The organism is Pseudomonas sp. PvP027 (assembly GCF_017833005.1).
GTDB classification, from domain to species: Bacteria; Pseudomonadota; Gammaproteobacteria; order Pseudomonadales; family Pseudomonadaceae; genus Aquipseudomonas; species Aquipseudomonas congelans.
The window spans coordinates 5733521-5760108 of the sequence record NZ_JAFIBK010000001.1; the positions used below are offsets into that span (position 1 = coordinate 5733521).

The window sequence follows — 26588 nt, forward strand, 5'->3', positions numbered from 1 at the left end:
GGCCGCCCCTTTCAAAAAGTCGCAAATTTCAAAAGTCTTACCCTGCAAAAAGAGCGGCGCTGGCAATCAGCGCTGCTCCACCATTTGCAGAAACCTCCGGGTTCTCTCGTTTTGCGGATTCAGCAGCATTTCGCTCGGGGTGCCGTCCGCCACTATGCGGCCTCCCTCCATGAACAGCACCCGGTCGGCGATGTCCTGAGCGAATTTCATCTCGTGGGTCACCAATAGCATGGTCATCTGAAATTCGTGGGCAATCGAACGAATCACCGCCAGTACCTCGCCGACCAGCTCGGGGTCGAGCGCCGACGTGACCTCATCGAACAACATGACCTGCGGACGCATGGCCAGCGCTCTGGCAATCGCGACGCGTTGTTGCTGACCACCGGAAAGCTGGCTCGGATAGGCATCGGCCTTGTGGGCAAGCCCGACCAGCCCGAGGTATTGATGCGCGCGCTCAAGGGCCTCTTCGCGAGTCAGCCTGAGTACCCGTAGCGGCGCTTCGGTGACATTTTCCTGCACGGTGAGGTGCGGAAACAGGTTGAATTGCTGGAACACCATGCCTACCCGATGCTGCGCCGGAGCCTTGCGTGCGCCAGGCCAGCGCCATCCGGATTTGCGCGCGGGCACTGATTCGCCTGCGACTTCTATGCTGCCTTGCTGGTAGTTTTCCAGGCCCTTGATAAGGCGCAATACCGTTGATTTGCCCGAGCCACTGGGGCCGATAAGGGCGACTTTCTGACCTTGAGGAATGCTCAGGTCCAGATGGTCGATGATCCGGTTGCGGCCGAAGTCCTTGACCACGTGTTTCAGCTGTATCTGCGCAGTGGTGACGGGTGGGATTGCGGTGTGTGCAAGATCAGACATGGCTGCGCCTTTCCAGGTATTTGAACAGCAACGAGGTCGGCACACTGATTGCCAGGAACATCAGCGCCATCACCGTGTACGGTTCGTTATAACGATAGGTCATGCCGGCGATCTGCTTGGCTGCCTGAAACAGTTCAGGGATGGTGATCACCGCCAGGAGCGGCGTTTCCTTGAACATGCCGATCAGGTAATTGCCGAGCACCGGGAGCATGGGTTTCAACGCCTGCGGCAGGATGATGCGCCGCCAGGTGTCGCGACGATTGAAGTCCAGTGCACGTGCGGCTTCCCATTGTCCGGCCGGGATGTCGTCAATGGCTCCGCGATACGCTTCGGCAATGTAGGCCGCGTAATAGCAGCCAAGGCCGATCACGCCGGTGGTGATCGCCGGGAAAGTGATGCCCGCCAGCGGGAGCGCGAAGAACAGCACATACAACTGGACCATCAGTGGCGTATTGCGGAAAAAGCTCAGGTAGCCTTTGCTCAGGCGATGTACGACGGCTATCTGCGAGCGCAGTGTCAGGGCCAGGATCAGGCCAAGCAAAACCGCAAGCAGGAATCCCAGCACCACGACCTGCATGGTCACCAGCAAGCCCTGAAAAAGCTCTGGCAGAATCGACCAGGCGAATGCGATATCAAACTCCATCATTCATCCCCTGGCCGTGCGCCACGCGGTGGCGTGCTGCTCATAACGCCTGACCAGCCAGCTCAGTGGCCATGCCATCACGAAATAGCACACCAGCACGATGCTCCAGATCAGCGTTTGCTGGCCCAGCGTGGTGATCAATTGACTGCCGGTAAAGGTCAGGTCGGTCAGGGTGATCAGCGAAACCAGCGACGTGGTTTTCAGCAGTTCGACCAATTGGTTGCCCATCGGCGGGATCATGAACGGCAGGGCCTGCGGCAGAATGATTCGCCGAAACGCGCTTATCGGCCCGAAGTCCAGCGCACGCACCGCATCACGTTGCCCCTGGCTGACGTTGATCAATGCCGAGCGAATGATTTCCGCGCCATATGCCGAAAACGTCAGGCCCAACCCCAGCACGCCCGTGGTCATGGGTGACAGGCGAATGCCGAACAGCGGCAGGATGAAGAACAGGTAAAACAGCAGCACCAATGCCGAGATGCCACGCAGCACCTCGACATACACGGTGGCAAACCAGCGTAATGCCCTTAACGGCGACAGGCGCATCAGAGCGATTACAAACGAGAGCACCAGCACCAGCAGTTCGGCCAGCACGGTGATCTGCAGGGTGATCCAGGCGCCGTGGGCCAGTTGTCTGGCAATGAAACCTGCGGTTTCCAGTGTTGCAGCATCAACAGGCATGGCCGTACTCGTGTGGGTCAGGGCCTTTTACTGCGCGCCCTTGCGGGGCGGGGCAGGTCATGGGTTGCAGCGTTGGGCGGCGGTGATGGCCGGGTCAGCCAGTTCGTTTTCGGTGTAGCCGTACTTCTGCAGAATTTTCAGCAGCTCGCCCGATGCGCGGAGTTTGGCCAGTTGTTCGTTGAAAGCCTGTTCAAAAGCCGGATCGTTTTTTGGCAGGCCGTAGGCGTGGTAATTCCAGCCCGGTTTGCCACTGGCGTCAGGGATCTGTTCGAAAGGCAAGGCTCGCTCGATGTCCGGACTATTGGCTTTCTTGATCAGACTGATGACTTCGGCGTCCGGGAAATACACCACGTCCACGCGACCCGCCTGCAAGGCAGCCAATGCCTCGGTGTCCTTGTCGAACAACACCACATTGCTGTTGGCGATACCGCTGTCTTTGGCTTCCTGAACCTGATTGCTGCCAGGTTGCGTGGCCAGGCGCACCTTGGCGTTGCTGGCGACGTCCTTGAGGCTGTGCAGGTTCAGCGGGTTGCCGGTTTTGACAATGAACGCGCCCCCGGAGCGTGTCACCGGGTTGGAGAACGCAATGACTTTGCAGCGATTAGGGTTGATGAACAGGCCTGCACCTATCAAGTCGAAACGACCTGCTGCAAGGCCGGGCACCAGCGAACCGAAGTCAGTGATAGGCGTCTCGATCTGCTTGATGCCCAGCGGTTCGAGGATCGCCCGCAGTATCTCGACGTTGGCCCCGGTGGCTTTGCCATCGGTGCCGATGTAGGCATAGGGCTGTTCATTGGCGATGCCGGCGGTCAGGCCGTCAGTGCGACCTTTTTCCAGCAGTCCGGCCAGGGCAGGGAATGACAGGGCGGCGTTCAACAGTAACGCCGAACCGAACAGGGCTGAAAACGACAGGGGTTTGCTACGTATCATTGCGTGCGCTCGAAGTAGAGGGAAAGGGGCGTTTTGCTGAGGAGGCCAGATCATGTCGATCAGGTGCTCACGCGCGCTTCGTCTTGCCTGCTTCCTGCGTGGGCAATGCGTTTTTGAATAGGGTGCGACTCTATAGCTATTAAAAAATAAATTTAAATATCAATAAGGAATATGCATATGCACGGGTGCTTTTCCGGGGCTTTCAAGTCATATGCCTTGAGCGGGTAACAGCTATTTTCTATTGTCAGGCTGATACTTGACGTTCAAGACGACGGCCAGGAATCGCAGCAATCAGTTCCTGGGTGTAAGCAGCTTCAGGCCGCTCGAAAACGTCGCTGGCCGGGCCTTGTTCAAGGGTTTTGCCATGCTTGAGCACCAGCACCTGATGAGAAACGCTGGCGACCACTGCAAGGTCGTGGGACACCAGCACGTAGGCGATGCCCGATTCGGCTTGCAGTTCGACCAGCAGGTCGAGGATCTGCGCCTGTACTGATACATCCAATGCCGAGACCGGCTCATCGAGCAGCAGCAGGTCGGGCTGCAGGGCCAGCGCTCTGGCGATGGCAACCCGCTGACGCTGGCCACCGGAAAGCTCGCGGGGCAGGCGATCCAGATAGGCCACTGGCAAGTTAACCCGTTCGATCAACTGGCGCGCAGCCTGTTCCAGTTCGCGACCCTTGAGCAGGCCGAACGATACCAGGGGTTCGACGATGCTTTCGAACAGCGTGAAACGCGGGTCAAGGGCTGCGAACGGATTCTGCTGCACCAGCTGGATACGCCGTCGCAGCGGTCTGAATTCGCGCCAGCCCAGGTCGGTGACATCCTGATCGTCCAGTAAGACTCGTCCGCGAGTGGGCTTTTCCAGACCCAGCGCGATGCGCAGCGCAGTACTTTTACCCGAGCCGGACTCGCCGACGATGGCCAGGGTCTGGCCGGCATACACCTTGAAGTTGATGTCCTGTAGCGCCTGAAAGTCTGCGTCTTCGCCTTTTACGTAGGGCAGTCGATAAGTCTTGCCGATGTTGCTCAAGGTCAGCAGTGGCCTGGCATCGCTCGATACCGGGCGCGGTGTTGCCGGGCTCCTGCGTTGCCCGAATGCCGGAGCTGCTGCGATCAGCGCGCGCGTATAGGCATGGCGAGGCGCGATGAGTATCTGTTGCGGAGGGCCTTGTTCGACCAGCTCGCCCTTGTTCATCACCAGCACTCGATCGGCACGGTCGGCGGCCACGCCCAGGTCATGGGTGATGATCAGCAGGGAAATACCACGCTCGGCCACCAGACGTTGCAGATGATCGAGGATCTTGCGTTGTACCGTCACGTCCAGAGCGCTGGTGGGTTCGTCGGCGATGATCAGGCGAGGATTGCCGGCCAGGGCGATGGCGATCAACACGCGCTGGCGCATGCCGCCGGACAGTTCGTGCGGGTACTGACGAGCGCGCAACACCGGCTTGTCCAGGCCGACCTGCTGCAGTAATTCCAGCACGTCGGCATCCACTGCCGGGTAACGCCGGCCGTGGGCCTGAATCAGTGCTTCGGCGATTTGGCGGCCGATGCGCAGGGTAGGGTTGAGGCTGACCATCGGGTCCTGCGGCACCAGGCCAATGATGGTGCCGCGAATTCGCCGTTTCTCGCGTTCGCCGGCATGCCCAAGATCGTGTCCATCGACGTACAGCTCGCCGCCGGTGATGGCGGCATTGTCCGGCAACAGGCCGAGTATGGCGTTGGCCATCGTCGACTTGCCGGACCCGGATTCGCCGACAATCGCCACGGTTTCACCTCTGGCGACCTGAAAGGATACGTCGCGCACGGCGTGGTTGATCTGGCCGTCGAAGCGATAGGTGACACTCAGATGACGAATGTCGATCAGTTGAGCGATGTCGGTCATCGTTGAGTCTCCTCCAGCGTGCGGGCGATATGGTTGAAGCTGAACACCACGCCGACCACGAACAGCCCCGGCAACAGCGACACCCAGGGTGCAGTCATCAGAAAATGACGACCGTTGGCAATCAGCGTGCCCCACTCGGCAGCCGGTGGTTCGGCACCGAAACCAAGGAAACTCAGCCCGGCAGTCGCCAGAATCGCCGCGCCAAAGTCCAGCGTGGCCAGTACTGCCACCGGCCCCCAGGCGTTTGGCAGGATGTGGCGCAGCAGGGTTCGCGTCCAGCTTGCACCGCCCAGACGTGCGGCTTCGACGTAAGGCAGGGTCTTGACGCGCAACACTTCGGCGCGGGTGGTGCGCGCGAAGCCGGGGATGATCCCCACACCGACCGCAATGGCCACCGGAAGCGTGCCGAAACCGATAGCGGTGACAATCGCCAGGGCCAGTAAAAGGCCGGGCAGAGCCAGCAATACATCAATCAGGCGCATGATCACCGCATCGATGCGCCCGCCTGCGAAACCGGAAATCACCCCCAGGCTCAGGCCGCCGGCCATGGCGATGCCGACAGCCAGCAGTGCGGCCTGTACCGAGAGGCTGGAGCCATGCACCACGCGGGTATAGAGATCACGGCCCAGCTCGTCGGTGCCGAACCAGTGCGCGGCATTGGGGGCGGTGAGCTTGACGTCAGGCGAGGTGGCATAAGGTGCGTAGCTGCTCAGCAGGTTCGGTGCCAGCGCGGCCAGCAGCGCAAAGGCGACCATGGCCACGGCCAGCAGGAAACCCGGACGCCGCAACAACGGCGCGGCGGCCTGCATGGCCCGACTCAGGCTGCTGCGTCGTCTCCACAGCGCTGCAGGTGCGGGGTTACCGGGATTGGTTTCACTGGAAGCAACCAGGCGAGCCAGGCGCGCAAGGCGGTTGTCAAAGATAGTCATGGCTTCAGGAGACCTTTGGCGTATGGGCGATGCGCGGATCCAGCGCGGGGTACAGCAGGTCAACGATGAGATTGACCAAGACGAATGCAGCTGCCGAGACCGCAACGATGGCCAGTACCACCGGGATGTCCTGGCGCAGTACGGCTTCCTGGGCAAGTCGACCGACCCCGGAGCGGGCGAAAATGGTTTCCACCAGCACCGCGCCGGACACCGTGTTGCCCACCTGCAGGCCGATCAGGGTCAACAGCGGCAACGCTGCGTTCTTGAACGCATGGCGGGCCTGAACCTGCGCGCGGGTCAGGCCCTTGGCGTAGGCGGTGATGATGTAGGGCTCTTTCCAGACCCCCTGGAAGCCACGTTGCAAGACCTGGGCGTACACCGCAGCGCTGGGGATTGCCAGCGTGACGGCGGGCAATATCAGGCTGGAAAACCCCTGATTGCCGGTCGCCGGGAACCAGCCAAGAGTGAACGCGAACAGCTGAATGAACAGCAGGCCCATCCAAAAGACCGGCACCGAGAAACCCAGCGACGGCAACCGTGACAGGGCGACTTTCAAGGGTTGCCAGCGCACGTAGGCAGTGAGATACGCCAGACCGACCCCGCCGATCAGTGACAGAACAATGGCCAGCCCCGCAAGGCTCAGGGTTTGTGGCAGACGTTCGATCAGCAGCTCCGACACCGGGCGATTGAGCGTCAGCGAGTTGCCGAAATCACCGTGTAGCGCTCCCCACAGCAAATCGATGTATTGCTCGAAGAGGCCGCGGTCCAGCCCGTAATAAAGCTTGGCCTGAGCGAGGTCCTGCGCGGACAGTGAGTCGATTTCTACACCCGAGGCGCTGAGCATGATCGACAGGGTGTCACCGGGCAGCAGGTAAAGAATGAAATAGGTGACGCTGTAGGCACCCCAAAGTACCAGCAGCGCTTGCGCGATCCGACTGAGGATATAGCGGCTCATGGCGTTGCCAGCTCAATGTCGCTGAACAGCGCAAAGCCTTCCGCCGTCCAGTGGAAATTACGTACGTTTTTCGCCGTGGCGGCTTGCCAGACCCGCTCGTAGACGGGGAATGCCGAGCCTTCGTCGACCAGCAGGTCCTGCAACTCGCCATAGGCTCTGGCGCGCTGTTCGCTTTGCGTGGCGGTCAGTCCGGCGTCGAACAACTCAAGGGCTTTGGGCAGGGTTTGCGGCGCGTAAAGGTTGGTCGCCAGTGTCGAGCTGTTGGCGCTGCGCGGATCGATGATGGTCTGCAGAATGATCGGGTCGGCGCGGGTCATGTAGGTGGACGTCAGGTCATAGTTGCCTGCCGCATTGGCCGCAGCCCATTCGGCAGTGGTCACCACGTTGAGCTTGAGTTCAATGCCCACTTTGCGCAGTTGATCCTGAATCAGCACATCGCCAGCGGATTCGGCGGGTGAAAGGTTGTAGGCCAGCTTCAGCCTTTTGCCATTCTTGTAGCGATAGCCGTCGGCATTTTTCTGCCAGCCAGCCTCGTCGAGCAGGCGCTCGGCACCTTGTGGGTCATAGGCCAGCTTGTCTGCCTGGCTTTTGTAATACGGTGTAGTCACGTCGTAGAGGCCGGAGACCACCGGGAACTGCGGGTTATAAACGGTCGCAGCATAAGTCTTGCGGTCGATTGCCTTTTGCAAGGCCAGACGCACGTTTCGATCGGCCAGAATGCGATCGCCACGTGTATTGGGGTACATGTTCAAGGCCGGCCCTGGTAGCGAACGGCTCTGGATGGTCGCGCCTCTGGACTTGAACAGATTGAGGTCCACCTCGGAGAACGGATTGCGCGGCCAGAGGATATCGACCTGGCCCTGAACGAACTGCCCATTACGCACGCTTTCTTCCGGCACGTAGCTGACCTCGACTGCATCCAGGTGCGCCTCGCCCTTGTTCTGCGCGTTGGCCGACGGCCACGCATAGCCCTTGCGTTTGGTCAGGCGCAAACCGCTTTCAGGGGTGTAGTGCTCCAGCACAAATGGCCCGGTGCCGATGATCGCTCCCAGCGAGCGCTGCTTGACGCTGAGCGCGTAGGACTCTGGAGCCAGGATGGCGAGATTGGTGGTGGAGGTGGCTTGCAGAAAGCCCGCATTGGGTCGGGCCAGCACCAGTTTGACGGTGAAGTCGTCCAGTACTTCTGCGTGGTCGTAACCTTTGAGGTAAGTGGCGCCGAAGGTCGCCGGCAATTGCGCGGCAAACGACTTGTCGGCGTCGTACGCGGTTTTCACCGCCTGTGCGTCAAAACGCGTGCCGTTGCTGAAGGTCACGTCCTTGCGCAAGTGAAAGGTATATTCCAGCGCGTTGTCGCTGACTTCCCAGCGTTCCGCCAGCCAGGGAATGATCTTGCCGGTCTGCGGGTCCTGATCGGTCAGGGATTCGGCAATATTGCGCAGCACCACCCGATGTTCCAGCCAGTACACCTGAAACGGGTCAAGGCTGACCAGCGTGGTGTTGTCTCTGAAGAACGTCACTTTAAGGGTTTTGGCTGCCTGGCTGTCCTGGCCGGAAGGTGAGCAGCCGAGCAGGGTAATGGCTGTGACGGCGGCGAACAGCAGGCGCGAGAGGAAAGGGCGCCCAGTCATCGCATTGTGCTCCGGGTCACGAATCCATCTGAGAAAGTCGAAGCTGGTGTACGGCGCATGGAAGGTCCTCTTCAAGTCGAGCACAGCGCTTCAGCACTGATTTCTTAAGACCGTATTCTTATGAACATGCGCTGTAAAAGTCTTTTTTCTTCTAAGCTAATATAGGTTTTTATGATTAATTTGCGATTTTATTATGTCCTATTTGTATTTCCGATAAAGCTTTATGTCCCTGGCGCAGAGTGCTTTGTCAAAAAACCGAAAAGCTTTGCTCTGACACCTTGCTTCAAACCGCATTCTTCTTGAGCTCTGCTTCAAGGCGGTCAACGAACAGGCGTACCCGGTTGGGTACGCGCTGGCGGGTTGGTAATACGGCCGTGACAGACAGTTGCTCGGGGATGACGTCCTCGAAGTGTATCTGCAGGAGGCTGCCTTCACGGATTTCCTGCTGAACGTCCCAATAGGTCAGCATGGCCAGCCCCAGGCCCTGCTTGCACGCCGTGCGCACCGCTTCGACGCTGTTGGCCGAGAACGCCCCCTGAGCGCGAATGGCCACCGGCTCGCCGTCTCTGATGAACGGCCAGTAAGGCATTGCATGCAAGGTTATGCACGGGTGTTGACGGAGTTCGTCCAGCAACGATGGCTGGCCGCGTCGCGTCAGGTAGTCGGGGCTTGCACACACAACCCGGGGGTTAGGCGCCAGCGATCTGGCCACCAGGGCGGAGTCACGTATCGTGGCGATCCGAATGGCGACATCGATGCCCAGCCCGGCGATGTCCACGATGCTGTCCGACAGCGTCAGGTCGATACTCAGTGCCGGGTTTTCCTGCATCAAGGCAGGCAGCAGCGGCATGATGACGGTCTGCCCAAACACGCTGGGCGCTGTGACCCGCAATACGCCACTGGCCGTACCCGCATCGGCTCTCAGCGTTGCGCGCGCGGTTTCGCTGACGTGCAGCATGGTTTTGGCGTGCGGCAGAAAAACTTCGCCCTCCGGCGTCAGTGACACCGAGCGGGTTGTGCGGTGAACCAGCCTGACGCCCAGGTCGTTTTCCAGCGCAGCCAGACGTCTGGAGATTGCCATCGGCGACAATCCGAGTCGACGCGCCGCTTCCGACAGGCTCCGGCTGGAAGCAATGGCGGCGAACACCTCTATATCAGACATTTGCACGGATTCTATCCATTTTCGTTAAAGCGCCTTATCTGCACGGCCGGGTTCCAATGGGCTGCACCAGCCCTTACCGTTGCTGCAGGTTCTGTCAATGACTGCGAGCCATTCGCAGCCGGTCTTCACAGCGAGGATTTGAAGTATGAGCGAGACAAACAAGCACGTTACAGCCCCGTTCGACATAGGTCATCTGAAACTGAAGAACAGGTTGGCGGTGGCGCCCATGACACGCGTGAGCGCGGACGAGCAGGGCAGTGCAACGCAGGCCATGACGCGCTATTACGAGCGGTTCGCCAAGGGTGGTTTCGGCCTGATCATCACCGAGGGCAACTACACCGATCGCAGTTTTTCCCAGGGCTACCGCTTCCAGCCGGGGCTCACCGATGAAGAGCAGGCCCAGGCCTGGCGTGCCACGACCGATGCTGTGCACCGCCATGGCAGTGTCATGATTGCGCAGATCATGCACGCAGGCGCACTCAGCCAGGCCAATCGCTTCATCAGCGAGTCGGCAGGCCCCTCGGCCATCCGTCCCAAGGGCGAACAGATGGCGTTCTATTACGGCGCGGGCAGCTACCGGATTCCGCGGGCGATGAGTGACAAGGACATTGCCGAGGCCATTGAAGGGTTCGCCCACGCTGCGCAACTGGCTATCGGCACTGCAGGCTTTGACGGTGTCGAGATACATGGTGCGAACGGCTACCTGCTGGATCAGTTCCTGACCGACTACAGCAATCAGCGCACCGATCAATGGGGCGGTGAGGTCGGACAACGTCTGCGACTGACGCTCGAGGTCATCGCCGCAGTGAAAAAGGTCGCCGGGCAGGCACCGGTTGGCGTGCGTCTTTCACAAGGCAAGGTCAACGACTTTCAGCACAAATGGGCGGGGGGCGAGCGCGATGCCGAAATCATTTTCGCTGCGCTGGCTGATGCCGGAGTAGATTACATCCATGTGACCGAACACGAAGCATGGCAGCCGGCTTTTGCCCAGGGTGAAGCCAGCCTGGTCGAACTGGCCCGTCGCTACGCGCCGGATATTGCGCTGATCGCCAATGGCGGCCTGCACGACCCGGAAAAAGCCGACCAGGTGCTTCGCCAGGGTGCGGACATCATTGCGGTGGGTAAGGGAGCGCTGGCCAATCCGGACCTGCCAGAGTTGCTGCGTCAGGGCGCGGCACTCCGCGACTTCGATCCAGCCATTCTCGGGCCGATTGCCAATATCAAGGACAGCGAGCTGGTCTAGTCGTTGCTGACGAGTATCAGCGCAGGCTGAGCGTGCGTAACGCCACGTCGACAGGCGTTGCGCCCTCGGTCAGTTCGATGATCTGCCGGGATATCCCGGTTCGATCGACCAGTGCAGCCAGGACAGCGGCTACGTCATCGCGCGGTATTTCGCCATATGCGATAGCCGGACCTGCGCTGACCTCACCGGTGCCCGCGCTGTCGACCAGGGTGCCCGGCCTGAGAATCACCCAGTCCAGTGCGGAAGAGGCCAGATACACATCGGCCTGTTTTTTCACCCGCATGTAATTCTCGAATCCAGCGGAGGTTTCTGTACCGCGTGCAGCTTCAGGAAATGCCGACACCAGCAGGAAGCGACTGACCCCGGCAAGCACGGCGGCCTCAACGGCGGCCTCCAGGCCCTTGCCATCAATGGCGTTGGTCAGCTCAATGCCTGCGCCGCCAGCCCCGGCGGTGAAAACCACGACATCGCTGCCTGTCATCGCAGCGGCCAATCGAGAAGCATCCAGCTCGGTGAGGTTGCCGAGCAATGGTATGGCGCCAGTCGCTTTGATTGCCGCCGACTGTTCTTCTTTTCGGTGCAGTGCGATCACTTCATGAGCGCCGCCGCCAAGGTTTTTCAGAAGGCGCTGGCCGACCTTTCCGGCTGCGCCGATGACAAAAACTTTTGACATGAAATCTTCCTCTGGTTGGTCGTGCGCCGACGCTTAGCAATATCGACGCATCAGCCGCGTTAACCTTCGAATTGATGGTAGACCTTGGCAATCACTTTCCAGCTGTCGTCGATTTTGATCAGCGTCAGGTAGTCGTTGTAGTCCGCACCAATAGCATCCTTTTCCATATCGACCCGGACCACTGCCGTGGTGGGCGTAATGGCAAGGACATCCAGACGCGTTGTGATGTCTGGAGCGGTACCATGGGTTTCGACGAAGGTGTACAGATTACTGATCGGTCCACCCAGCAGCTGACCATTGGTGAAACCATACATCACCGCATCTTTGTGGAACGCTTCCTCGATAGTGGCAACGCTGCCTGTACGCAAGCCTTCCACGTACCGGCTGGCCGTTGCGATAACTGCGTTGTAGTCGTTGGTCGGGACGGCTTTGATGTTCTTGCTCATGGGGTGTTACTCCTGGATTAGGAACTGTTTGCCTTGCGGGTGAATCAGGATTTTCTCTCCGGTTACCAGTCCTGACGGGTTGGCGAAATGATCAGATCGTTCACGGTTACGTTGGCTGGCTGATTGAGGGCGTAGATCACCGCGCGGCTGATATCCTCAGGCGCAATGGCGATCTCATTAAGCGCTTTTGCTGCCTTGCGGCCTTCGGGATCAGTGACCTTGTCGGCCCAGCCGGTGTTGATCACCCCGGGGCTGACAGTACTGACGCGGATACCGTGCTGCACGCCCAGTTCCTTGCGCATCGATTCGGTCATCGCCTGGACAAAGAACTTGGTAGCGCTGTAAACGCCCGCTGCCGAACCGACCTGATGACCTGCGACCGAATCCATGTTCAGGATCTGACCTGCCTTCTGTTCGATCATGAACGGCAGGACTGCCGCTATGGCGTTCAGGTAGCCCTTGATATTGACGTCGACCATCGCGTGCCAGTCCCGGGTCGCGAGATCGACCCAGTTGGAGAACAGCATCAGGCCTGCGTTGTTGACCAGAATGTCCACAGAGCCATAGGTGTCATTGGCGAACTGTGCCATCCGTTGTGTTTCGTCAGTGCTGGTTACGTCAGTTACGCAGCTTACTGCCTTGTAACCGGAACTCTGTAGTTCACTGACCAGAACGACCAGACCTTCTTCGTCGCGTGCGGCAGCCACGACATTGGCACCATATGCCGCTAGCGCTCTGGCTGTTGCTGCGCCGATCCCCGACGAGGCGCCGGTGACGATTACTGTTTTCTTGTCGAGATAATTCATGTCGTGTTTTTCCGTTGTCGCGGTATTTCCGGCATCTTGGGAATTGCCGAAGGGGAGGAGCCGGCTCTGGCTTAGTAGTTACCCATTGGCCAGTCGATATAGCCTTTGGCCCCACCGCCGTAGTACGACTCACGCGGTGCAATGGTCAGCTCGGCGCCATGACGCAGGCGCGCAACCAGGTCGGGGTTGGAGATAAACAGGCGGCCGAAAGCCACCGCGTCGATCTTGCCCTGCGCCCGACGCTCGATCGCCATCTCCAGGTCATAGTTGTTATTGCCAATGAACGGACCGTTGAACCGGGCGCTCAGTGCATCCATGTCGATACCTTCCGGTACCTCGCGGGAGGTGGCAGTGGCGCCTTCGACAAAGTGCAGATAGGCCAGATTGAATGTGTTCAGTTGCTGGATCAGGTAGCCATGAAGGCCCATGACGTTGCTGTCGGGCGGGGTATTACCGGCATCGGGCGTTACCGGAGACAAGCGAATACCCACGCGGTCACTGCCCCAGATATCCACGATGGCCTGGGTGACTTCCAGCGTCAGGCGAGCGCGGTTTTCTATCGAGCCGCCATACTGGTCGGTGCGCTGATTGGTGGAGTCGCGCAGAAACTGGTCCAGCAGGTAGCTGTTGGCCGAATGAACTTCAACGCCATCAAAACCGGCCCTTTTGGCGTTCTCCGCGGCGTGTTTGTATTGCTCGATGATGCCGGGAATTTCGCGGGTTTCCAGTGCGCGGGGCATGGAGACAGGTACAAAACCGTCGGCGGTGTAGGTATTGCCTTCAGCCTTGATGGCGGAGGGGGCTACCGGTGCCTCGCCGTTAGGTTGCAGGTCGACACTGGAAAATCGCCCCACGTGCCATAGCTGGCTGACAATCTTGCCTCCTGCTGCATGCACAGCGTCGGTCACTGACCGCCAGCCTGCGACTTGTTGGTCACTCCAGATTCCCGGGGTCGCGGCATAGCCTCGACCCTGCGCGGAAATGTTTGTCGCCTCGGCGACGATCAGCCCTGCCGTAGCGCGTTGCGCGTAGTAAGTGGCGTGCAGTTCATTGGGAACACCATCCTCGCCATAGCGGCTGCGTGTTACCGGTGCCATCACAATACGGTTCGCCAGCGCCATGGAGCCCATGGTGACGGGTGAGAACAGGTCGGTGGTTTTGCGAGTGTCATTCATCAAATACTCCAGATAGTAGACCAGTCGTCTACTTTAGAGGCCAAAAAAAAGACACCTGCTACCGCAGCAGGCGCTTGGTCATGGTCAGTGCTTTATCAAAAGATTCGGTGGACTTGTTAACCTTTGCCAGAAGGGAGGCACCAAGCCAGAGCTGATAGAGGGACTCTGCGAATCCTTCATGATCGCCCTCGGGATGAATACTGCCATCGGCGACGCCCATGTCTACACAGGCAGTCAGGCGCTTAATGATTTTTGCTGTGCCGACCTCGAGCACGCCACGCATGTCTTCAGACAGATCGCAGACTTCCGCCCCCAGCTTGACGACCAGACACTTGCCTTCGGGAAGGTCGGTACATTGGGTTTCTATCCAATAGTTGAAGTAGGCCAGTAACCGCTCTGCGCCGCTTCCGGGGCGCGCCATGAGGGCGTCGACTCGGCCCAGGTACTCGGAAAAATACTCTTCCAGCAGAGCCTGACCGAATTCTTCCTTCGATTTGAAGTAGTAATAGAACGAACCTTTGGGTACGCCAGCCGTGCTTAACACTTCTGCGAGGCCAACAGCTGTATAGCCTTTGTTCGTCATGAGCGACCGGGCCACATCAATGATGTGCTGTCGCATGTCCTGGGCTGGTTTCTTCATAATGCCGAGCATCCTAAACGTAAACCGACCAGTCGTCTAGTAAGTTCTATCGGGATTTGCTCACACAAAAACAGCCTCCGCAGATGTCTCGTTCAAAACCGGTTGACCGAGAAAAGCTCAAGTCAGTCAGGCATTTTCCCGGCGAAGCACTGCGTAACCAGTTCGCCGGTCGCGCCGTCCTGATTATCTGTGTCGGGACGAATGTAGGGATCAACGGCTGGATCGTTCTGCACTCGTGAGATGGCCGGGTGTTTGAGATTGGCAGCTATCACAAAAATAATTTGTGCATCTTGAAAATATATATTGATTTTTATTGGTGTCGCCTGGCTTTAGCATGAGTGGACGTTGAAGAAGTCGCCGGGCAGTGATCACACCGCTTGGCTCCATACGCCACCAAGAGCCGCAATCGGAGTCCTGATGAGTCTTTCTCCTTTCCACCTTGCAATCCCGGTTTATGACCTGGCCGCGACACGTGCCTTCTACGGTGAGGTATTCGGTCTTTCCGAAGGGCGTTCCAGTGACCAGTGGGTCGATTTCGATTTCTACGGGCACCAGTTGGTGATCCATGAACACCCGAAAACCGCCTCTCAAGAGAGTGTGCACAGCAACCCGGTAGACGGTCACGACGTGCCGGTTCCGCACTTCGGGATCATTCTGGAATGGGCCCAATGGGAGGCCCTGGCCGAGCGCCTGAAATCCTTCGGCACCGAGTTCGTCATCGAACCCTACATCCGCTTCAAGGGGCAGGTGGGTGAACAGGCCACCATGTTCCTTTTCGATCCCTGTGGTAATGCGCTTGAGTTCAAGGCCTTCAAGGACATGAGTCAGCTGTTCGCAAAATAGTAAAAAGCCTGGCGCACGTCATGGTGCGCCAGGCTAACGTGTCAGCGCGTGTTCGTTGATCAGTTGCACCAGCGCGCTCACCGGTTCGGTCAGGCTGCGGCGAGCGCGATGTACCAGTCCGATATCGCGATGGAACGTATGCGCTTTCAAGTCGATCGAGCGCACACCGGCGTGCCATGTCTGCAGGGTTGCAGTTTCCGGAACCAGTGCGACGCCGACGCCGTTGGCGACCAGTTTGATGATCGCATCCAGTTCATCGAGCTCGCAGACTTCACGTAGCTGCACGTGGGTCTGGCGCAGGAACCGGTCAACCTGTCGCCCCCCAAACGACGATCGATCGTAACGAATGAACGGCTGAGCCGAAACCAGCTCGGCCCAGTCATCTCCCGGCATGCCGGCAGGCACGATAAGGCGATAGGGCTCACGGACCAGCGTCGTCCAGCGCAAGTCGCTTTGCAGTGAGAAGGGCGGGCGGATGATCGCCGCCATGTCGATCTCGCCAGCGTCTACCTGATTGACCAGGTCCATGGAAAGACCGGGAATGACACGTGTCCTGCACGAAGAGAGTTGCTGATGAAACCGGGCGAGCGCTTCCGGCAGAAAGGAGCGTTGCACAGAGGCGATGGCGCCGATGGTCACCAGCACGCTGGCGGGTAACCCCACCGTAGTAGTGCCCAGGCTGCTGAACTGGCGCACCAGATCCTGACCTTGCAGCAACACCTGCTGACCCATGCGGTTGAGCTGGGCTGAGCGTCCTTTTCGGTCGAACAGTTCGACGCCCAGTTCGGCTTCAAGGCGCTGCATCTGCGCACTGACAGCGGCCTGGGTGAGCCCGATCTTGCTGCCCGCCGCAGCGAACGTGCCTTCTCTCGCCACGGCAATAAACGTTTTCAGTTCTTTGATCATGGGCAAAGAATAATTGTATTTTTACTGAAAATGCATTTGTTTATTTTGTTGTTGCTGGGCTGTCGCGTCGGTGGGCGACGACGCGGCAGCATTATGTCGGGTGACGAAACGTCGCATTTCAGGCGTTAACTGCCTGTTGAAACTCCCGACACTGTGACGAGCCAATTTTTAACGCCTGCATGCCTATAGCATATCCTCGGCCACACCCTGATCTTCACCGAGAAACCCTCCGCTCTGGTGCTGCCACAGCCGCGCATAGGTACCGTTTTTGCCGAGCAGTTCGGCGTGTGTGCCTTGTTCGATGATGCGGCCGTCATCCATGACAATCAGCCGGTCCATGGCGGCAATCGTGGACAGGCGGTGGGCGATGGCAATCACCGTCTTGCCCTGCATCATTTCATCGAGGCTTTCCTGGATCGCCACTTCGACTTCCGAGTCCAGCGCGCTGGTGGCTTCGTCGAGCAGCAGGATCGGGGCGTTCTTGAGCATCACCCGTGCGATGGCGACGCGTTGCCGCTGGCCGCCCGACAGCTTGATACCGCGCTCACCCACCAATGTGTCGTAGCCACTGTGGCCTTGCTTGTCACTCAGTTGGCTGATGAACCCATCGGCCTGGGCACTGGCCGCGGCGCTGCGGATTTGTTCATCGGTCGCGTCGGGGCGACCGTAGGCGATGTTGTCGCGAATGGAGCGGTGCAGCAGCGAGGTGTCCTGCGTGACCATGCCGATGGCACTGCGCAAGCTGTCTTGAGTGACGTGCGCAATGTCTTGCCCATCAATGCTGATCGACCCCTTGTCCACGTCATAGAAGCGCAGTAACAGGTTGATGAGCGTGGATTTACCGGCACCGGAGCGACCCACCAGGCCGATTTTTTCACCAGGACGAATGGTCAGGCTCAGGGCATCGAGCACCTGACGTTCGCCGTTGTAATTGAAGCTCACGTTATCGAAGGTGACCGCGCCGCCTTTAGTGACCAATGCCTTCGCGTCCGGTGCATCCTCAACCTTGGGACCGCGGGTCAAGGTTTCCATGCCATCCTGAACGGTGCCGATGTTCTCGAATAACGAGGTCATCTGCCACATGATCCAGTGCGACATGCCATTGATACGCAACGCCATGGCGGTGATCGCCGCGACCGCACCGGTGCCGACCTGGCCCTGGTGCCACAGCCACAGGGCGTAACCGCCTGCACCCATGATCAGCGCGACCACCAGTGCCTGATTGACGATCTCGAACTGGCTGACCAGACGCATCTGGGCCAGGCCGGTGAGTTTGAAATCCTCCATCGCCGCGCGCGCGAAATGCGCTTCCCGCTTGGAGTGGGAGAACAGCTTTACCGTGGTGATATTGGTGTACGCGTCCGAGACACGTCCGGTCATCGATGAGCGCGCATTGGCCTGCTCCTGGCCGACCTTGCCCAGACGTGGCACGAAGTACAGCATGGCCAGGCCGAACAGCATCAGCCAGCCAAGGAAAGGCAGCATCAGTTTCAGATCGAAGCCGCCGGCCAGGGCAATGATCGCGATGAAATAGACGCCGATACCGAGGACTATTTCGACGATGGTGAACAGCACCTCGCGCACCGACAGCGCTGTCTGCATCACCTTGGTGGTGACGCGGCCGGAGAACTCATCGGAGAAGAAAGACAGGCTTTGCCGCAACATCAAGCGATGGAAGTCCCAACGCAGCCGCAGGGGCAGGTTGATCGCCAATACCTGGTGCTGCACCATCGTGCGCAATGCCACCAGCACGATGCTGCTCAGCAATACCAGGCCAATGCCCCACAGCACGCTACTTTCCTGCGCGGCCGTATCGCCGCCAGCCTTCCAAGTGGACAGCAGATCCACGACCTGCCCGAGGAAGGAAAACAGCCAGGCTTCGTAAATCGACACACCGGCACACAGCAGCGCAAACGCGAGGATGTAACCGCGTGCCCCTCGCGTGCAGGCCCAGAGAAACCGTGCCAGACCGTCAGGTGGCGGCGGTACTTCGTCAGGCGGGAAGGGGTCAAGCCATTTTTCAAACGCGCGAAGCATGGTGTTCTCCAAAAAAATCAGTGCAAAGAGTCTGGCGTCCTTGACGCCTCCCGAACCTCTTCCAGATTGAGCTTCAGGGTCAATATTTGTCGGCAACATCGCCCAGGCTGTCCCACAGCCTCATCACCTGGGTCACTGCGGCGTCCAGTGTGGCATGTGGGACACCATCGCGCGCCAGTGTAGACAAGCCCAGAAGAAAACTGTCAAACACGGCCCCGAGCGTTTCCGGTACTACCGTTGCAGGCAACTCACCTGCCGCAACGGCGCGCTGGATACAGGCTACGATACCTGTACGGTTCAGATCCCTCGCCCGCGCAAGAGGTGCGGAAATGGTCTTGCTCTCGTCCGAGCAGGCGCTCATCAGCCCTAGCGCCACCAGACACCCTGTGGGATGCCCAGGCTCGCATTGCATTTTTGCTGAGCGGCGAAGGGTGAGTTCAATCGCGTCTCGGGGCGGCAGGGTCGTATCGAACAGGCTGTCGGTGACCCGTCCGTAAGTGTCGAGATAGCGCTCCATCACTTCATTGAACAGGGCCTGTTTCGAGCCAAACGCTGCATAGAAGCTCGGCGCCGTGATGCCACCACCTATGTTCGCCTTGAGCTGGCTGAGGGAGGTTGCATCGTAGCCGTGCTCCCAAAACAGATGCAGCGCCTGAGTGATCGCTACATCACGGTCAAATGTACGCGGACGCCCCAGCTGTGCCATGTCGAGTCTCCTGCCGAATTATTTAAATACTAATCGATACATAAGTCGTTGACCACCTGCCTTCATGTGCCTATATTTGTACCGATCAGTATATTAGTGGGAGCATTTCAATGACTACAGAAGATAGGCAGGGCGATACACTCCCGCTTGGGGCCTTGTTGGCGCTGGCAATGACGGGGTTCATCTGCATCGTCACCGAAACCTTGCCGGCGGGTTTGTTGCCGCAGATCGCCGACGGGTTGGAAGTGTCCGCATCGTTTGCAGGGCAGATGGTGACGGTTTATGCATTGGGTTCATTGCTGGCCGCCATTCCGCTGACAATCGCCACGCAAAGCTGGCGGCGCAGAACGGTATTGCTGGTGACGATTATCGGCTTTCTGGTTTTCAACAGCGTCACTGCGCTTTCTTCCAGTTACGGACTGACCCTGATCGCAAGGTTTTTCGCAGGCGTCTCGGCGGGTCTGGCCTGGAGCCTTATTGCCGGTTACGCGCGGCGCATGGTGGTCCCGCAACTGCAGGGCCGTGCACTGGCCGTGGCGATGGTCGGCACGCCCATCGCCTTATCGCTGGGGGTGCCTCTGGGAACCTGGCTTGGCGGGTTCATGGGCTGGCGCATGGCGTTTGGCTTGATGTCCGGGATGACCGTGCTGTTGATCATCTGGGTGCTGGTCAAGGTGCCGGACTACCCCGGCAAGTCCTCCTCACAGCGCATGGCGTTGCGTCAGGTCTTTTTCACACCCGGCGTACGCTCGGTGCTGGGTGTGGTCTTCACCTGGATGCTGGCTCACAACCTGCTTTACACCTACGTCGCTCCCTTCGTTTCCGCGGCGGGGTTGGCGAATGATGTTGACCTGGTATTGCTGGCATTCGGTGTCGCTGCACTGGCAGGCATCTGGGTAACGGGACGGCTGGTTGATCGCCATCTGCGCAAGACAGTGCTTGCCAGCCTGGCAACCTTCGCAGCGGTGTCTGTGTTCTTCGGCGTATTTTCCGGCTCTGCAACGGCCATTTACATCGGCGCTTTTATCTGGGGACTGACCTTCGGAGGTGCCGCCACGCTGCTGCAAACCGCGCTCGCCGATTCGGCAGGTGAGGGCGCAGATGTGGCGCTCTCAATGAACGTCGTGGTCTGGAACAGCGCTATCGCAGGCGGTGGGTTGCTGGGTGGCGTGTTGCTTGGCCAATGGGGAGCGGGCTCCTTTCCCTGGGTCTTGTTGATGCTGTTGCTGCTGAGTCTGATGATCGCATTGCGCGCAGGTGCTCATGGTTTTGCACGGGGCAGCCGGCTGGACCGGGAGTGTGGTCTGGCAGGTTGAGCACAGCGAGCTCAAGCCAGATTAGACATCGGCCCCCACCAGCGCATCTACCTCCTCACGGCCAGGCGCCGTCGCCGGCCCCCGGCGTGTGACCGCAATCGCTGCTGCCGCATTGGCGCGCAGTGCCGCACGGTCGACACTGCTGCCCCTGGCCAACTCGGCCAGCAGCACACCTGCATGAGCGTCGCCGGCACCATTGGTGTCGAGTGCCGTGACGGCAAAGCCGGGTATCTGCCGCGTCTGGCCAGCATGGTGCAGCCAGCAACCTGCGGGGCCGTCACGAATCACTATGAGAGCATCTTCGCGCAGAATGGAGGCCAGGTTGTGGATTGCGTCGGCGGGCGTCTGGGTTTGTGTGAAACGTTGGGCCTCTTCGCGATTGCTGGACCAAAAGCTGATCAGGGGAAGTATGGCGCGTATCTCCACGCCATGAAGTGCATCAACCAATGGGCCAGGGTCGAATACCACGGCAGTGCCGCTGGGCAATTCGCCCAGCCAGGCGAGCAGGGCTGTGACCTTGTTCTTGTGGGCCAGGCTATAGCCGCTGACAAATACGTAATCTTCGGCGCTGACCCGCACTCCATTCAGGTCATCGGCAGACAAACCACCTTCAGCGCCCACATAGGAGATGAACGAGCGCTCGGCTGAAGCTTCTACCAAGGCAACAGCCAGGCCGGTGTCCTCACCGGGAACGGGCATCGTGGAGATCTCCACACCTTCATCGCGCATGGCTTGGCGAGCAATATCGCCGAAGCGGCCCTGGCCATGGCGACCCAGATAAACGGTGCGCAAGCCATTGCGGCAGGCAGCGGCCATGACATTGAAGCCGCCCCCGGCCTCGAACGTGGCGCTGGTGGCCAGCACATCTCCGCCGGACGGCGGCAGGCGGTCGATAGCCATGACCAGGTCAACCACGACCTGGCCGGTGTAGAACAATTTAGCGGGCATGGGCAGCCTCTCTGGTAACGACACGGCGATCACGCGCCCCGCCGAGCAGCGCATACAGGCCACCGGCGACAATGAAGGTCACGATCCACCCCAGGCCGTTATGACCCAGCCAGGAATCAGCGAGAAAGCCTTTGAACAGTATATGCTCCGGGGTGGTGGCCACGGTGGTGAAGCTGAAGCCGAGCACAATGGCCAATGCCCACGAGCCCAACGCACGCCATTCGACGCCGCCGCGATACCAGTAGGCGCTGCGTGGAGTCTGGTCCAGCAGATCTTGTGGGGAGTAGATATGGCGGTGCAGCAGGTCGACCACAAAGATACCGACCCACGCGGTAATAGGCACTGCCAACATCGAGATGAACGTAATGAAGGGGCCGTAGAAGCTGTCGGCGATCAGCATGAAATAGATCGAACCGGCAAAGATCGCGATGATGTCGACGATGACTGCGTGTACTCGCTTGACCTTCAGGCCGAGGGTCAAGGTAGTCAGGCCGGCCGAGTAGACCGACAGGTTGTTGGATAACAGCAGGCCGCCGAACGCAGTGATCAGATAAGGCACCGCCATCCAGGTGGGCAACATCTCGCGAATGGCGATGATCGGGTCGGTGGCTGAAGCCAGGTGATCGTTGCCCACCGACAGCAAGCCGCCGAGGGTGATCAGCAAAACCAGGGGGATCCCTGCGCCAAAAGCCGCCGAGGCCACCAGTCGAGTGGCCTTCACGCTGGCGTGCTGGTAGCGCGACATGTCGGCGCCCGCGTTGGCCCAGCCGATACCGGTGCCTGCGGCCATGGTGCCGACACCGATGATCATGGCACTCAGGGGCGCTGCCGGCGCGTCGAACACCAGGCTCCAGTCGATGTGGGTGAGTAGAAAACCACCGACCACCAGGTTCAGAGCACCAAACAGGTAAGTCGCCCATTTCTGGATGACCAGCAAGGTGGCATGGCCCAGGCCCGAGACGGTCAGGGTCAGCAGCACGAACAGGGCGATGAACACCAGGGTCAGGCCAGGCGAGTTTTTCGCCTCCACGGGGGTGCCGAAAAGGATTGCGAACAGTGACAGCAGAACGAACGCGGCAGTGGTGGTGTTGACCGTTTCCCAGCCCAGCCGCGACATCAGCGAAACCAGCGTCGGCCCGATATTGCCACGCACCCCGAAGATGGCCCGGGACAGCGTAAGGCTCGGTGCCCGCCCACGGCGCCCGGCAATGGAGATAACGCCCACCACGGCGAACGAGCCGGCTGCGCCGAGGATGGCGACGATAATTGCCTGCCAGATGGCCAGCCCCTGGAACGCTACCAGGGTGGCACCGAGCGGCAAGCCCAGGATGCTGATATTGGCGGCGAACCAGACCCAGAACAGTTGCAGCGGATGGCCGTTGCACTCGTTTTCAGGAACCGGCTCGATGCCGCGGGTTTCCAGCTGACCCGCACCTTGAGAGGGGGACGATGTAGTCATTTGCGTTGCTCCTATTGCCTTTATTGTGGTTGTGGCAGTACGTCAGCAGGTGCAATCCAGTGCAAATTGGCTTTTCCAAACCGGGTAAGCCTGATCGCCGCTCGGAAGGCTGAGGGCGAGGGTGATCTCGTTTACAGTGGGCGAGCAGAGCCCCGCCCATCAACCGGTGCGCAGGACCAGCAGTTGTTCGACCAAAGGCGCCAGGTCGAGCGCGTTAACCTCATCAATTTGTTCGATCAACGCAGCCGGCCAGGCTTGCATGCCGTTGCAGGCACCCAGCATGGCGCCGAGAATGGCGGCAATCGTGTCGGTGTCACCGCCCAGGCTGGCCGCCATGCACACCGCATCGAACGGACTGAGCTGGCTGCTCGCCACGCGGTGGGCGAGGGTGAAGGCAGCGACCACTGATTCCTGTGAGGCGACCGAGGTGCCAATCACATCGTGCACCCGGTCGGCCAGTTGTTCATCTGTGCAGTCGGCGCACAGTGCCTTGGCCCAGTGGATGCGCGCGGCGATACGCCCACCCGCAACCCAATGGCCATGGTGCTCGGCACTCAGGGCCACCTCGGCACCTATCTCCAGAGCCTCGGCCAAGGGCGCGCCATTGATCCCGGCGGATACTACGGCCGCGACCGCCGCCGCGCTGGAGATGCCCAGCGTGGTGTTATGGGTGACCTGACAGGCTTGCACCACCAGCGCCATGAAGGCTTCGCGGTTGCTCACGTCGGCCGCGATGCCTATCGGGGTGATACGCATTGCCGCGCCATTGGTGGTGCCGAAGCGGCCGGCCTCTTCAGGGCTGTGGCCGTCAAGGATCATTTCAATCGCGCGCTTGGTCGAAGGCCCCAGCAGGTCGTAGGAGTCCTTGGCTTTCATCGCGGCTTCCCACTCGATCAGGCTGTGGGCCAGGGCTGTCGGGTCGATGCTGCCGCCGCCGGCCACCAGTAACTGTGCCACCAGGATGGCCTGCTCGGTGTCATCGGTGATAGCGCCGGCCGGCATATCGGGTGCGATCGGCTGGTCGGCATCGGCGCCGATCAGCGTACTGATACGGCCATAGCGTTGCAGGATCAACGCACGCGGCAGCGATTGCGTCGGCATACCCAAAGCGTCACCCAAGGCCAGGCCATAAAAGGCGCCCAGGCCTCGGTCTTGCAGAAATGTTGCGCTCATGTGGACGATCCGAAGGCGAGATGAAGACGAAAATGCACGGGGTCCAACAGGCTCTCTACGTGCTCCATAAAACGTTCACGGCGGTCAAAGGTGGTGCGCACGGCTTTGAGAAACACCGTCCCGGGCTCGCGTGCCAGCAGCGCGGCGTCATCACGGTTCAGAGGCCCTGCGCCGATCCACTGGTCGCCCTTGTCGCCAATGAAGCCGTGTGCAGCCATGGTCACCGTCAGTGACCCTTCCAGCAGACCGTTTTGCGGCAGGTTTTCCAAACCATCGACCGCGGGGATCAAGGCGCGCTCCAAGGAAACGATACTGCCATCGGCGGCGATACGCCGGCGGTCCAGCGCCACCAGGCTGGAAGTGCCCAGGCGCACCTCCATGTCGGGCCGTTCCACGGCTACCAGACGCAGGATTTCCGTACGCACGCCAGCACCCGTGTCGGCCAGTGCCTGAGCCCAGCCGGCACGCTGGTCCAGGCTGAAGCCGTCATAGGTGACGATCGAGCCCACACCGGTCTGGGTGGCAATGAAGTTACGCCGCTTGAGCTCGGACAACGCCTCACGGAGCGTGCCGCGGCTGACGTTGAATTCCTGGGCCAGGAGATTTTCCCCGGGAAGCAGGGCACCGGAGCTCATCTGGCCGCTTTCGATGCGGCGGATCAGCTCATTGATCACCTGGGTTTTCTTGTCGAATCGAACCTGTCTAGTCATGTACATTTTATAGGGTCAAGTTGGATCGGAATGCAAGTTGTTTTTGCGTAGCAAACTGTGATGTAGCGCACCAATGTTTAATGGGTTGCGCAAATGATGCGCGCAGTTCGACAAGTAACCTTGCAGGTCACGCCTGAAAGGTTTTTGAAGAGAGCCGTTTGTCACACACCCTTTAGTGCCAGCCAAGGCAGTCCGATGTGTATCAAGGTTTTGGCAGTAAGGGGGCTCTTTCGATTATTTTCCAGCGTGCAACCCAATCACCCGGCCGAGGAGCTTGGGCCTCGGCAGCTCTGACTGCCCAGCGCTTATAGCGTCAAGTCTTTCCTTCGTTGCCTCGGTAAACATCGTTGCATGCGGGCCTGCCAGGTCTACGTGCAACAGCATCTGCTCATTGCCAGCCAGTTCCATCTCATCGCCTGCCAAATGCAAGCTGTGATAGAGATGTAGGCGCTTGGCGTCGTGGGCGATCAGTTGGGTATGCACCTCAACCTCGGCGCCGAGTTTCACTTCGTGCAGGTAATTGAGGTGCAGTTCCAGAGTGAACAGCGAGTGGCCGCTGGCTTCGCGGTTATCGCTATCCAGCCCCAGGGCTTCCATTAGCCCGTCAGTGGCATAGCTGAAGATCAGCAGGTAGAACGCGTCACGAAGGTGGCCGTTGTAGTCGACCCAGTCGGGTTGGACTCGGGTGGTGTAGGTGGTCAGTGCAGGCATGTCGGGGGATTCCGGATCGGTACTGATCGAATTAGGGAGCGGGAATGCTGTGCAGGGCGATGGAAGATTCACAGCACCCAGCAAAGGCAAGCCTGTTTCCCGAGGGTCATTCCGCAAAGCTCATGCCATGCCTGGCCTTGGTAGTCTTTACCGCCTCCATCACGGCGAGCAAGCAATCGTCACGGTAGCGCTCCAACGCCGAAATACTGTGTTTACCCAGCTGATCAGTGGTGCCGTCGACCACATCGTCGATCAGTTTGCCGGTCAGTTCCGGTGCCGGCAGGTAGGTCCACGGCAACTGCAACGCCGGGCCGAACTGAGTCATGAAGTGGCGCATGCCCGCATCGCCACCCGCCAATGTGTAGGTGAGAAAGGTGCCCATGAACGACCAGCGCAACCCGGCGCCGAAGCGGATCGCATCATCGATTTCGCCGGTGCTCGCCACACCGTCATTGACCAGGTGCAGCGCCTCGCGCCATAGCGCTTCGAGTAAGCGGTCAGCGATAAAGCCGGGCACTTCCTTGCGCACATGCAGCGGGCGCATACCGAGGGATTCATAGACCTTGATCGCCGCCTGAATGGCCTCCGGAGCAGTATTTTTGCCGCCCACCACTTCCACCAACGGCAGCAGGTACACCGGATTGAACGGGTGACCGACCACGCAGCGCTCGGGGTGCGCGGAGCTTTCGTAGAAGTCACTTGGCAACAGGCCTGACGTACTCGAGCCAATTAACACATTCGGCCTGGCCGCCTCGCTGATCCTGCTGTGCAGATCCAGTTTCAGTTCCAGGCGTTCCGGGGCGCTTTCCTGAATGAAGTCGGCGTCTCTGACACATTCTTCGATGGTGGCCACAAAGCGCAGGCGAGTTTGGGATGCGCCGGGTACCAGGCCCTGTTGCTCCAGGGCGCCCCAGGCATTGGCGACACGTTTACGCAACGCTGCTTCGGCGCCGGGCGCGGGGTCCCAGGCGACCACATCCAGGCCATGGGCGAGGGCGCGGGATACCCAGCCACTGCCGATGACGCCGCTGCCAAGAGCGGCGAAGGTTTTGATTTCAGTGATAAAGCTCATGGCGACGTTCCTGAAGAGTGCGGTGATTCAATCACAGGGTTTTATGC

General features: G+C 59.7%; 27 protein-coding genes. 4 read left to right on the forward strand and 23 right to left on the reverse strand.

Features of this window, described 5'->3' with window-relative positions:
- Positions 1-66 precede the first annotated feature (66 nt).
- The 9 genes from JOE33_RS24990 to JOE33_RS25030 all read right to left on the reverse strand — a co-directional run bounded on the left by JOE33_RS24990 (position 67) and on the right by JOE33_RS25030 (position 9683).
- Positions 67-864, reverse strand: coding sequence for an amino acid ABC transporter ATP-binding protein (locus tag JOE33_RS24990; RefSeq protein ID WP_187625459.1), 798 nt, complete (start codon positions 862-864; stop codon positions 67-69).
- Positions 857-1510 (reverse strand): ectoine/hydroxyectoine ABC transporter permease subunit EhuD, encoded by a 654-nt coding sequence (gene ehuD, locus JOE33_RS24995; protein WP_162235668.1) that lies wholly within the window; start codon positions 1508-1510, stop codon positions 857-859. Before ehuD ends, JOE33_RS24990 begins: the two co-directional genes overlap by 8 nt.
- Positions 1511-2188 carry an ectoine/hydroxyectoine ABC transporter permease subunit EhuC gene (gene ehuC, locus JOE33_RS25000; protein ID WP_050549125.1) on the reverse strand — a complete coding sequence of 226 codons (678 nt, stop codon included), beginning with the start codon at positions 2186-2188 and terminating at the stop codon, positions 1511-1513.
- Between the two features lie 57 nt (positions 2189-2245).
- A complete protein-coding gene (ehuB, locus tag JOE33_RS25005; RefSeq protein WP_122578135.1) occupies positions 2246-3118 on the reverse strand; it encodes an ectoine/hydroxyectoine ABC transporter substrate-binding protein EhuB in 873 nt (290 codons plus the stop codon).
- A gap of 244 nt (positions 3119-3362) precedes the next feature.
- A complete protein-coding gene (locus tag JOE33_RS25010) occupies positions 3363-5003 on the reverse strand; it encodes an ABC transporter ATP-binding protein (RefSeq protein ID WP_187625458.1) in 1641 nt (546 codons plus the stop codon).
- Complete coding sequence (locus JOE33_RS25015; protein ID WP_054993883.1) at positions 5000-5932, reverse strand: ABC transporter permease; 933 nt, start codon at positions 5930-5932, stop codon at positions 5000-5002. The genes JOE33_RS25010 and JOE33_RS25015 overlap by 4 nt, the downstream gene beginning before the upstream one ends.
- Positions 5933-5936: 4 nt before the next feature.
- The gene (locus JOE33_RS25020; protein ID WP_054993884.1) at positions 5937-6887 is read right to left on the reverse strand and encodes an ABC transporter permease; all 951 of its coding nucleotides are present in this window, start codon (positions 6885-6887) and stop codon (positions 5937-5939) included.
- The gene (locus tag JOE33_RS25025; RefSeq protein WP_032612750.1) at positions 6884-8515 is read right to left on the reverse strand and encodes an ABC transporter substrate-binding protein; all 1632 of its coding nucleotides are present in this window, start codon (positions 8513-8515) and stop codon (positions 6884-6886) included. The genes JOE33_RS25020 and JOE33_RS25025 overlap by 4 nt, the downstream gene beginning before the upstream one ends.
- 283 nt (positions 8516-8798) lie before the next feature.
- Entirely contained in the window at positions 8799-9683 is an 885-nt protein-coding gene (locus tag JOE33_RS25030) for a LysR family transcriptional regulator (RefSeq protein WP_187625457.1), read from the reverse strand.
- Positions 9684-9822: 139 nt separating this feature from the next.
- Here JOE33_RS25030 and JOE33_RS25035 point away from each other — a divergent pair, with 139 nt between their 5' ends.
- Positions 9823-10920, forward strand: a complete 1098-nt coding sequence (locus JOE33_RS25035; protein WP_187625456.1) for an NADH:flavin oxidoreductase — start codon at positions 9823-9825, stop codon at positions 10918-10920.
- Between the two features lie 16 nt (positions 10921-10936).
- On the opposite strand, the gene JOE33_RS25040 is transcribed toward JOE33_RS25035, so the two are convergent.
- The 5 genes from JOE33_RS25040 to JOE33_RS25060 all read right to left on the reverse strand — a co-directional run bounded on the left by JOE33_RS25040 (position 10937) and on the right by JOE33_RS25060 (position 14660).
- Positions 10937-11593: an NAD(P)H-binding protein gene (locus tag JOE33_RS25040; protein WP_187625455.1), complete on the reverse strand. Its 657-nt coding sequence runs from the start codon at positions 11591-11593 to the stop codon at positions 10937-10939.
- Between the two features lie 59 nt (positions 11594-11652).
- Complete coding sequence (locus JOE33_RS25045; RefSeq protein WP_010430958.1) at positions 11653-12039, reverse strand: nuclear transport factor 2 family protein; 387 nt, start codon at positions 12037-12039, stop codon at positions 11653-11655.
- A 62-nt stretch (positions 12040-12101) separates the two neighbouring features.
- Complete coding sequence (locus tag JOE33_RS25050; RefSeq protein ID WP_122578139.1) at positions 12102-12845, reverse strand: SDR family oxidoreductase; 744 nt, start codon at positions 12843-12845, stop codon at positions 12102-12104.
- Positions 12846-12916: 71 nt separating this feature from the next.
- The gene (locus JOE33_RS25055) at positions 12917-14020 is read right to left on the reverse strand and encodes an alkene reductase (RefSeq protein ID WP_122578140.1); all 1104 of its coding nucleotides are present in this window, start codon (positions 14018-14020) and stop codon (positions 12917-12919) included.
- A 58-nt stretch (positions 14021-14078) separates the two neighbouring features.
- Complete coding sequence (locus JOE33_RS25060) at positions 14079-14660, reverse strand: TetR/AcrR family transcriptional regulator (RefSeq protein ID WP_032613039.1); 582 nt, start codon at positions 14658-14660, stop codon at positions 14079-14081.
- A gap of 83 nt (positions 14661-14743) precedes the next feature.
- On the opposite strand from JOE33_RS25060, the gene JOE33_RS25065 reads away from it, so the two are divergent.
- Complete coding sequence (locus tag JOE33_RS25065; RefSeq protein ID WP_187625454.1) at positions 14744-14899, forward strand: hypothetical protein; 156 nt, start codon at positions 14744-14746, stop codon at positions 14897-14899.
- Positions 14900-15077: 178 nt separating this feature from the next.
- Positions 15078-15503: a VOC family protein gene (locus JOE33_RS25070; protein ID WP_003364399.1), complete on the forward strand. Its 426-nt coding sequence runs from the start codon at positions 15078-15080 to the stop codon at positions 15501-15503.
- A gap of 33 nt (positions 15504-15536) precedes the next feature.
- Here the strand turns inward: JOE33_RS25070 and JOE33_RS25075 are convergent, their stop codons facing one another.
- The 3 genes from JOE33_RS25075 to JOE33_RS25085 all read right to left on the reverse strand — a co-directional run bounded on the left by JOE33_RS25075 (position 15537) and on the right by JOE33_RS25085 (position 19152).
- On the reverse strand, positions 15537-16409 hold the full coding sequence (locus JOE33_RS25075) for a LysR family transcriptional regulator (protein WP_187625453.1): 873 nt from the start codon (positions 16407-16409) through the stop codon (positions 15537-15539).
- 183 nt (positions 16410-16592) lie between these two features.
- Positions 16593-18446 (reverse strand): ABC transporter ATP-binding protein, encoded by a 1854-nt coding sequence (locus JOE33_RS25080; protein WP_122529707.1) that lies wholly within the window; start codon positions 18444-18446, stop codon positions 16593-16595.
- A gap of 79 nt (positions 18447-18525) precedes the next feature.
- The gene (locus JOE33_RS25085) at positions 18526-19152 is read right to left on the reverse strand and encodes a TetR/AcrR family transcriptional regulator (protein WP_187625452.1); all 627 of its coding nucleotides are present in this window, start codon (positions 19150-19152) and stop codon (positions 18526-18528) included.
- A gap of 110 nt (positions 19153-19262) precedes the next feature.
- Between JOE33_RS25085 and JOE33_RS25090 the strand changes: the two genes are divergently transcribed.
- Complete coding sequence (locus JOE33_RS25090) at positions 19263-20468, forward strand: MFS transporter (protein WP_187625451.1); 1206 nt, start codon at positions 19263-19265, stop codon at positions 20466-20468.
- A gap of 21 nt (positions 20469-20489) precedes the next feature.
- Here JOE33_RS25090 and JOE33_RS25095 read toward each other — a convergent pair whose 3' ends face one another.
- The 6 genes from JOE33_RS25095 to JOE33_RS25120 all read right to left on the reverse strand — a co-directional run bounded on the left by JOE33_RS25095 (position 20490) and on the right by JOE33_RS25120 (position 26541).
- Positions 20490-21416, reverse strand: coding sequence for a PfkB family carbohydrate kinase (locus JOE33_RS25095; RefSeq protein WP_122529706.1), 927 nt, complete (start codon positions 21414-21416; stop codon positions 20490-20492).
- Positions 21406-22875: a cytosine permease gene (locus JOE33_RS25100; RefSeq protein ID WP_187625450.1), complete on the reverse strand. Its 1470-nt coding sequence runs from the start codon at positions 22873-22875 to the stop codon at positions 21406-21408. The genes JOE33_RS25095 and JOE33_RS25100 overlap by 11 nt, the downstream gene beginning before the upstream one ends.
- A gap of 159 nt (positions 22876-23034) precedes the next feature.
- Positions 23035-24048: an ADP-ribosylglycohydrolase family protein gene (locus JOE33_RS25105; RefSeq protein WP_187625449.1), complete on the reverse strand. Its 1014-nt coding sequence runs from the start codon at positions 24046-24048 to the stop codon at positions 23035-23037.
- Positions 24045-24764 (reverse strand): GntR family transcriptional regulator, encoded by a 720-nt coding sequence (locus JOE33_RS25110; protein WP_025991173.1) that lies wholly within the window; start codon positions 24762-24764, stop codon positions 24045-24047. The genes JOE33_RS25105 and JOE33_RS25110 overlap by 4 nt, the downstream gene beginning before the upstream one ends.
- A 228-nt stretch (positions 24765-24992) precedes the next feature.
- Complete coding sequence (locus JOE33_RS25115; RefSeq protein WP_032612772.1) at positions 24993-25469, reverse strand: thioesterase family protein; 477 nt, start codon at positions 25467-25469, stop codon at positions 24993-24995.
- A 106-nt stretch (positions 25470-25575) separates the two neighbouring features.
- A complete protein-coding gene (locus tag JOE33_RS25120; protein WP_187625448.1) occupies positions 25576-26541 on the reverse strand; it encodes an L-carnitine dehydrogenase in 966 nt (321 codons plus the stop codon).
- Positions 26542-26588: the final 47 nt, after the last annotated feature.

Coding starts and splice junctions, on each gene's coding strand:
- JOE33_RS24990 (WP_187625459.1), bottom strand. CDS start 864: ATGTCTGATCTTGCACACACCGCAATCCCACCCGTCACCACTGCGCAG.
- ehuD (WP_162235668.1), bottom strand. CDS start 1,510: ATGATGGAGTTTGATATCGCATTCGCCTGGTCGATTCTGCCAGAGCTT.
- ehuC (WP_050549125.1), bottom strand. CDS start 2,188: ATGCCTGTTGATGCTGCAACACTGGAAACCGCAGGTTTCATTGCCAGA.
- ehuB (WP_122578135.1), bottom strand. CDS start 3,118: ATGATACGTAGCAAACCCCTGTCGTTTTCAGCCCTGTTCGGTTCGGCG.
- JOE33_RS25010 (WP_187625458.1), bottom strand. CDS start 5,003: ATGACCGACATCGCTCAACTGATCGACATTCGTCATCTGAGTGTCACC.
- JOE33_RS25015 (WP_054993883.1), bottom strand. CDS start 5,932: ATGACTATCTTTGACAACCGCCTTGCGCGCCTGGCTCGCCTGGTTGCT.
- JOE33_RS25020 (WP_054993884.1), bottom strand. CDS start 6,887: ATGAGCCGCTATATCCTCAGTCGGATCGCGCAAGCGCTGCTGGTACTT.
- JOE33_RS25025 (WP_032612750.1), bottom strand. CDS start 8,515: ATGACTGGGCGCCCTTTCCTCTCGCGCCTGCTGTTCGCCGCCGTCACA.
- JOE33_RS25035 (WP_187625456.1), top strand. CDS start 9,823: ATGAGCGAGACAAACAAGCACGTTACAGCCCCGTTCGACATAGGTCAT.
- JOE33_RS25040 (WP_187625455.1), bottom strand. CDS start 11,593: ATGTCAAAAGTTTTTGTCATCGGCGCAGCCGGAAAGGTCGGCCAGCGC.
- JOE33_RS25045 (WP_010430958.1), bottom strand. CDS start 12,039: ATGAGCAAGAACATCAAAGCCGTCCCGACCAACGACTACAACGCAGTT.
- JOE33_RS25050 (WP_122578139.1), bottom strand. CDS start 12,845: ATGAATTATCTCGACAAGAAAACAGTAATCGTCACCGGCGCCTCGTCG.
- JOE33_RS25055 (WP_122578140.1), bottom strand. CDS start 14,020: ATGAATGACACTCGCAAAACCACCGACCTGTTCTCACCCGTCACCATG.
- JOE33_RS25060 (WP_032613039.1), bottom strand. CDS start 14,660: ATGAAGAAACCAGCCCAGGACATGCGACAGCACATCATTGATGTGGCC.
- JOE33_RS25065 (WP_187625454.1), top strand. CDS start 14,744: ATGTCTCGTTCAAAACCGGTTGACCGAGAAAAGCTCAAGTCAGTCAGG.
- JOE33_RS25070 (WP_003364399.1), top strand. CDS start 15,078: ATGAGTCTTTCTCCTTTCCACCTTGCAATCCCGGTTTATGACCTGGCC.
- JOE33_RS25075 (WP_187625453.1), bottom strand. CDS start 16,409: ATGATCAAAGAACTGAAAACGTTTATTGCCGTGGCGAGAGAAGGCACG.
- JOE33_RS25080 (WP_122529707.1), bottom strand. CDS start 18,446: ATGCTTCGCGCGTTTGAAAAATGGCTTGACCCCTTCCCGCCTGACGAA.
- JOE33_RS25085 (WP_187625452.1), bottom strand. CDS start 19,152: ATGGCACAGCTGGGGCGTCCGCGTACATTTGACCGTGATGTAGCGATC.
- JOE33_RS25090 (WP_187625451.1), top strand. CDS start 19,263: ATGACTACAGAAGATAGGCAGGGCGATACACTCCCGCTTGGGGCCTTG.
- JOE33_RS25095 (WP_122529706.1), bottom strand. CDS start 21,416: ATGCCCGCTAAATTGTTCTACACCGGCCAGGTCGTGGTTGACCTGGTC.
- JOE33_RS25100 (WP_187625450.1), bottom strand. CDS start 22,875: ATGACTACATCGTCCCCCTCTCAAGGTGCGGGTCAGCTGGAAACCCGC.
- JOE33_RS25105 (WP_187625449.1), bottom strand. CDS start 24,048: ATGAGCGCAACATTTCTGCAAGACCGAGGCCTGGGCGCCTTTTATGGC.
- JOE33_RS25110 (WP_025991173.1), bottom strand. CDS start 24,764: ATGTACATGACTAGACAGGTTCGATTCGACAAGAAAACCCAGGTGATC.
- JOE33_RS25115 (WP_032612772.1), bottom strand. CDS start 25,469: ATGCCTGCACTGACCACCTACACCACCCGAGTCCAACCCGACTGGGTC.
- JOE33_RS25120 (WP_187625448.1), bottom strand. CDS start 26,541: ATGAGCTTTATCACTGAAATCAAAACCTTCGCCGCTCTTGGCAGCGGC.